This is a genomic window from Aquabacterium sp., from assembly GCF_004297345.1.
Classification (GTDB): domain Bacteria; phylum Pseudomonadota; class Gammaproteobacteria; order Burkholderiales; family Burkholderiaceae_C; genus Aquabacterium.
The window spans coordinates 1-5,508 of record NZ_SCTN01000287.1 but is presented as its reverse complement, the minus strand read 5'-3'; the positions used below and the strand labels follow the sequence as shown (position 1 = coordinate 5,508).

The window sequence follows — 5,508 nt, the reverse complement described above, 5'->3', positions numbered from 1 at the left end:
ATCTCAAGGATGTACAGATCGGCGAGGAGCAAGCCCGTCTGCGCGAGTTCCTGTCTGCCATCGAAGCCTCGCCCAATGGCGTGATGCTGCTGGACGCCAACGATCAGATCACCTGGATCAGCTCGGCGGCAGCGGATCACTTTGGCTTGAATCCTCAACGCGATCTGCTGCAACGCGTCACCAACCTGGTACGCCAGCCCGCGTTTGTGCAGTACCTGGCCGGCGGCGACTACCGCGATGTGGTCAAGTGCCAGATGAGCCACGGCACGCAGACCGTGCTGCAGATTCTGGTGCGCGTCTATGGTGATGGCTTGAAGCTCGTGCTGTCACAGGACATCACCGAGCGTGAGCGCGCCGACACCATGCGCCGGGACTTCGTGGCCAATGTGTCGCACGAGATCCGCACGCCACTCACTGTGCTGACAGGTTTCATCGAGACCATGGGCTCTTTGCCTTTGACCGAGGTCGAGCGCAAGCGCGTGATCAGCTTGATGACGCAGCAAGCTGACCGCATGCAGGGGCTCGTCAATGACCTGTTGACCTTGGCTCAGATCGAAGGCAGCCCCCGTCCGGCTTCAGACCGCTGGATCAAGGTGGATGCCCTGATGGGACGCATCGAGACCGATGGCCTGGCCTTGTCGCGCGAGCGTCATCCCATGAGCTTTGTGACGGAAACGAATGGCAAACACTGCGAGATTGCCGGCATCGAGAGTGAATGGCTGAGTGCCATGGGTAACCTGGTGTCGAACGCCGTGCGCTACACCCCTGAGGGCAAGCCCATCGAGGTGCGCTGGGTTGGCCAGGCAGATGGTGGCGCCGAGTTCAGCGTGAAAGATGGCGGCATCGGTATTGCGCCGGAACACATCCCGCGCCTGACAGAGCGCTTCTATCGCGTGGATGGCAGCCGGTCACGGGAAACAGGTGGCACGGGGCTGGGCCTGTCCATCGTGAAGCACGTGGTGCAGCGTCACGGCGGCGAGTTGCGGATCAGCAGTGAGTCAGGGAAGGGTTCGACTTTCACCTTGACCGTCCCCGCGGCCCGGGTTCGGCTGGTGTGAGTCGCGCCTGTAGATGACGATCTGTTCGGAGTTGTGCGTACGCTGGTTGTAGCGCACAACCATATGCCAGTTGGGCACCGATGGCGCTTGAGTGTGTGCCGGCGTGCGCAGTACCAACCAGGGGCAGCGTGAAGCCTCTGCCTGACCTGCTTGAGGTAGGCCATCCACACGGTAGCGCCCGAAGTACTCCATGGCTGTCAACAGGCCAACCGGCGCACCCGGCGCGCAGATCTGATCACCAGCGGGGATGTGTGGCGACATGCGAGCCAGCACGAGCCGGTAGCTCTTGGCCTGGTCCAGCAAAGGCAGCCACAAGGTCATGAACAGCAGCCAGCAAAGGGCCACGCCGCCAGCCGGTAGCACCAGACTCTTCCACAGGGCGTGAGTCTGTCGCGCGGTGCGCCATCTCACCAGGCCCAGCCACAAGACGGTGCCCAATACAGCGGGGATCAGGGCAAGCCAGGAAAACTGCGCCACATAACCAGGCACGAGCTTGGCCACGTTGGCCGCCACCTTGACCGGCACACCTTTGTGCATGGCCATGTAGATGAGCCAGATGCCACCAGCACAGGCGGTGAAAAAGCACACGGAGAACCAGTCGATGGCCGAGCCCAGGCTGCGTTGCAGGATGGGCAAGGCAAAGGCTGCCAGCACCGCCAGCGGTGGCAGTGCTGCCAACAAGGCGCGCTCATTGGCACCCATGGCGATCGAGGCAGCAAAACCCACTGCAGCCGTCAACAAGGGCACCGCAATATGGCGCCGCCAGATCTGCCGACGCCAATGCCAGATGGTCAAGACGGCCAGGGGGAGCGTTGGCCAGGTGAACCAGCTGATCAGTTGCAGGTTCTCTTTGAGACTGAATTCAGGATCGACACGCCACACCCAGCCCGACAGGCCCGTGGCGCTGAGAACGCTGGCCAGGCCGATGGCCAGCAGCATGGCCGCCAGAACCCACGGCAGATGCGTCTTCATGTGTTCTTTGCTGGAGCGCCAGCACACCAGGATGCCGGCAAGGCCCAACATGGCAGCCACGGCCGGGCTGCCGCTGGCGGCCAGTATGGGCAGCGAGAGCAGGGCGGCCAGGCGGGCCTGGCGCGGCTTGCGCTGAACGGCTGCCAGGCTGAACAGGAACATGGTGCTGCCGGTCAGTTGCAGCAACTCAGGCGTGGTTTCATGGCCAAGCTGGAGTAGCCCGAGGCTGGCGATCAAAGCCAGCAAGGCGCCATCGGCAACAGCCCGCGCGTAATCGTGGGGCTTGGCCTCCCCACCAAAAGCGAGCGGCAGGGGCTGGGCCGCGTCGGTCAATGCCAGGTTGTAGCAGGCGTACCAGGTCAGCGCCAGGATCGCCACCAGCAGCAAGGCGAAGGGAATGCGCGCAGCCAGTGCCGGATCAATCCAGGGGCTCAAAACGGAAATGAACGCGCCGCCAAGCCAGTAGGGGAGGATGCCGCCAGAAGAAGGTAAAACGCCGCCCACATTGGGGTGCAGCCAGGATGCCTGCCCCAATGCCAGGCTCCACATATGCCCGAAAGACGCGATGTCTTCGTTTTTCCAGGGGTCACGCCCGATGAGACCGGGGATCACATAGGCCGCGCAAAACAGCAGCAAGGCCCATCGAGGCAAGCGCTGCACCGCTTTCTGGGTAACCAGAGCGGGAGAGATGACCGGGGCCTGTGAACGAGCGTTCATGAGGGATGGGGCGATGCAGAAGTGCAAAAGGGCAGCCTGAGCTACCCTTTTGGTGCGAATCAGAAGGCCGAGCGCTGTAAAGCCATGCTCGGCCAAGCTGATTACTTGCGGAACTGAGCGAACTTGTTGCGGAACTTTTCCACGCGACCGCCCAGGGAGTCCACAGACTTCTGAGTGCCAGTGTAGAAAGCGTGCGACTCAGAAGAGGTTTCCAGCTTGAACAGGGGCAGTTCACGGCCGTCTTCCAGCTTCATGGTTTCCTTGGTAGGAGCGCACGAACGGGTCACGAACTTGAAACCGTTGGATTGGTCCACGAAAATGACTTCGCGGTAATTGGGGTGGATACCTTGCTTAGGCATGTCAAAAACCTCTTGCTGTTTGCATCATCGGGAGCCACCAGGCACCATGCCTGACACTTTCCGACAGCCGGAAAACCCGAGATTCTAGCATGAGAATCTCGGGGTGGAGGCGGCTTTAACCGCCTCTGCGCATCATGTCGAAGAAATCGTGGTTGTTCTTCGTTGAGCGCATTTTGTCCAGAACGAACTCCATCGCCTCGATTTCGTCCATCGGGTAGAGCAACTTGCGCAGAATCCAGCTCTTTTGCAGGATGTCCGACTTCAGCAGCAGCTCTTCGCGGCGGGTGCCCGATTTGTTGATCAGGATCGAAGGGTAGACGCGCTTTTCAGCCATGCGACGATCCAGGTGGATTTCGCAGTTGCCGGTGCCCTTGAATTCTTCGTAGATCACTTCATCCATGCGGCTGCCGGTGTCGATCAGGGCGGTGCCGATGATGGTCAGCGAACCACCTTCTTCGATGTTGCGGGCCGCGCCGAAGAAGCGCTTGGGACGCTGCAGGGCGTTGGAGTCCACACCACCCGACAGGACCTTGCCGGAAGAAGGCAGCACGTTGTTGTAGGCACGTGCCAGACGGGTGATCGAATCCAGCAGGATGACCACGTCCATCTTGAGTTCAACCAGGCGCTTGGCGCGCTCGATCACCATTTCGGCAACCTGCACGTGGCGCTGGGCGGGCTCGTCGAAGGTCGAGCTGATGACTTCGCCGCGCACAGTACGCTGCATTTCGGTCACTTCCTCAGGGCGCTCGTCCACCAGCAGCATGATCAGATGCACTTCGGGGTGGTTGGCGACCAGGGCGTGAGCCAGGTTCTTCATCATCACCGTCTTGCCGCTCTTGGGCGGGGCCACCAGCAGGGCGCGCTGGCCTTTGCCGATGGGGGCGATCAGGTCGATGATGCGGCTGGTGACGTTGTCGTCATTGCTCTTGACGGTTTCGCGTTCCAGCTTGAATTGCTCGTCCGGGAACAGCGGCGTCAAGTTCTCGAACATCAACTTGTTCTTGTTGACTTCGGGTGACAAGCCGTTGACGCGATCGACCTTCACGAGTGCGAAGTAACGTTCACCGTCCTTGGGGACGCGCACTTCGCCTTCGATCATGTCACCGGTGTGCAGATTGAAGCGGCGAACCTGGCTGGGCGACAGGTAAATGTCGTCCGTGCTGGCCAGGAAGCTCATGTCAAGGGCACGCAGGAAGCCGAAGCCGTCCGGCAGCACTTCCAGCACGCCGTCGCCGAAGACCTGTTCGCCGGCCTTGGCCCGCTTCTTCATGATGGCGAACATCAACTCTTGCTTGCGCATGCGAGAGACGTTCTCGATTTCCAGACCTTCAGCCATCTCCACGAGTTTGGAGATGTGCAAAGCCTTGAGTTCTGACAGATGCATGGATTGAGACCCTGAACGAAACCCGCTGGCTGTGAAGCGTCAAAGTGTCAACGCTACGCCTGGCAGGTGAATGAATCGTGGGCGAAAGGGAGGTCGGACAAATGGCCTGGCCACAAAGGGCACCGGACCGAGAGTTTGTCGTGGTGCGCTAGCGAGATATCAGTCAGATTCTCTGCACCGGCCGCCTGAGTATCAGGCTGGCTCGACGAACACCGACTGAAGTCTATCAGTCGGTGGCCGCATTATAGGGACGAAATGATCAGAAAAATCACAGATTGCCGTCGATGAATGCAGTCAGTTGCGCCTTCGACAGCGCACCAACCTTGGTCGCTGCCAGTTGGCCGCCCTTGAAGATCATCAGCGTGGGAATGCCGCGGATGCCGAACTTGGCGGGCACTTCACGGTTCTGATCCACGTTCATCTTGGCCACATTCAGGCGGCCAGAGTAGCTCGTGGCGACTTCGTCCAGAATCGGGGCGATCATCTTGCAAGGGCCGCACCATTCGGCCCAATAATCCACCAGCACGGGCTGGGCAGATTGCAGGACGTCGGCATCGAAAGAGGCGTCGGAAATGTGTTTGATCAGGTCGCTGCTCATTTAACTATCCTTCAGTATGCTGGCGCGATGGCGACACCCTCAGGTGATTTCTCCAGCAGGAATGCAAAGATTCTGACACAGAAGATGTGGCCGATTGGATGCGTTCCAAGAGACCTTATTCAATGACCGCGATAGCCAGAAACTTTTTCGAAACCCGCAACATGGCCATTCAGCCCCAGCTCTGGCGCTGGGCGCCGCAGGACAGCGCCGAGGTGTGCTGGCAGGCCTGGGCAAGGGAAACGGCGGTGTGGCTGACGGAGCAGGGCGCAGATCCGCGCGACGCTTTGATCGTGCTTCCCGTGGGGGCGCTGCTGTCGCAGGCCCGACAGGCATGGGTATCGGCCGTGGGTGGGTGGTTGCCGCGCATCGACACCATCGCGGCGGTGTCTGAGGGGCCGACCATGACCAGGCCAGCCCCTC

The 5,508-nt window shown here is 60.5% G+C and carries 6 protein-coding genes; 2 read left to right on the top strand and 4 right to left on the bottom strand.

Going from position 1 to position 5,508, the window contains the following annotated elements:
- A partial coding sequence (gene phoR / locus EPO09_RS10030; RefSeq protein WP_290642683.1) for a phosphate regulon sensor histidine kinase PhoR occupies window positions 1-1,058 on the top strand: 1,058 nt, incomplete at its 5' end.
- On the opposite strand, the gene EPO09_RS10025 is transcribed toward phoR, so the two are convergent.
- From EPO09_RS10025 to trxA, 4 genes are all read right to left on the bottom strand, one after another.
- Window positions 999-2,747, bottom strand: coding sequence for a hypothetical protein (locus EPO09_RS10025; protein ID WP_290642682.1), 1,749 nt, complete (start codon window positions 2,745-2,747; stop codon window positions 999-1,001). The genes phoR and EPO09_RS10025 overlap by 60 nt on opposite strands.
- A gap of 101 nt (window positions 2,748-2,848) precedes the next feature.
- Complete coding sequence (locus EPO09_RS10020; RefSeq protein WP_290642680.1) at window positions 2,849-3,106, bottom strand: type B 50S ribosomal protein L31; 258 nt, start codon at window positions 3,104-3,106, stop codon at window positions 2,849-2,851.
- A gap of 115 nt (window positions 3,107-3,221) precedes the next feature.
- Window positions 3,222-4,490 (bottom strand): transcription termination factor Rho, encoded by a 1,269-nt coding sequence (gene rho / locus EPO09_RS10015; RefSeq protein ID WP_290642678.1) that lies wholly within the window; start codon window positions 4,488-4,490, stop codon window positions 3,222-3,224.
- A 268-nt stretch (window positions 4,491-4,758) separates the two neighbouring features.
- Window positions 4,759-5,088, bottom strand: a complete 330-nt coding sequence (gene trxA, locus EPO09_RS10010) for a thioredoxin TrxA (RefSeq protein ID WP_035034279.1) — start codon at window positions 5,086-5,088, stop codon at window positions 4,759-4,761.
- Window positions 5,089-5,210: 122 nt separating this feature from the next.
- Here trxA and EPO09_RS10005 point away from each other — a divergent pair.
- A partial coding sequence (locus EPO09_RS10005; RefSeq protein WP_290642675.1) for a hypothetical protein occupies window positions 5,211-5,508 on the top strand: 298 nt, incomplete at its 3' end.

Excerpts from the sequence above, each read along its gene's own strand:
- EPO09_RS10025 (WP_290642682.1), bottom strand. The coding sequence starts at position 2,747 with ATGAACGCTCGTTCACAGGCCCCGGTCATCTCTCCCGCTCTGGTTACC.
- EPO09_RS10020 (WP_290642680.1), bottom strand. The coding sequence starts at position 3,106 with ATGCCTAAGCAAGGTATCCACCCCAATTACCGCGAAGTCATTTTCGTG.
- rho (WP_290642678.1), bottom strand. The coding sequence starts at position 4,490 with ATGCATCTGTCAGAACTCAAGGCTTTGCACATCTCCAAACTCGTGGAG.
- trxA (WP_035034279.1), bottom strand. The coding sequence starts at position 5,088 with ATGAGCAGCGACCTGATCAAACACATTTCCGACGCCTCTTTCGATGCC.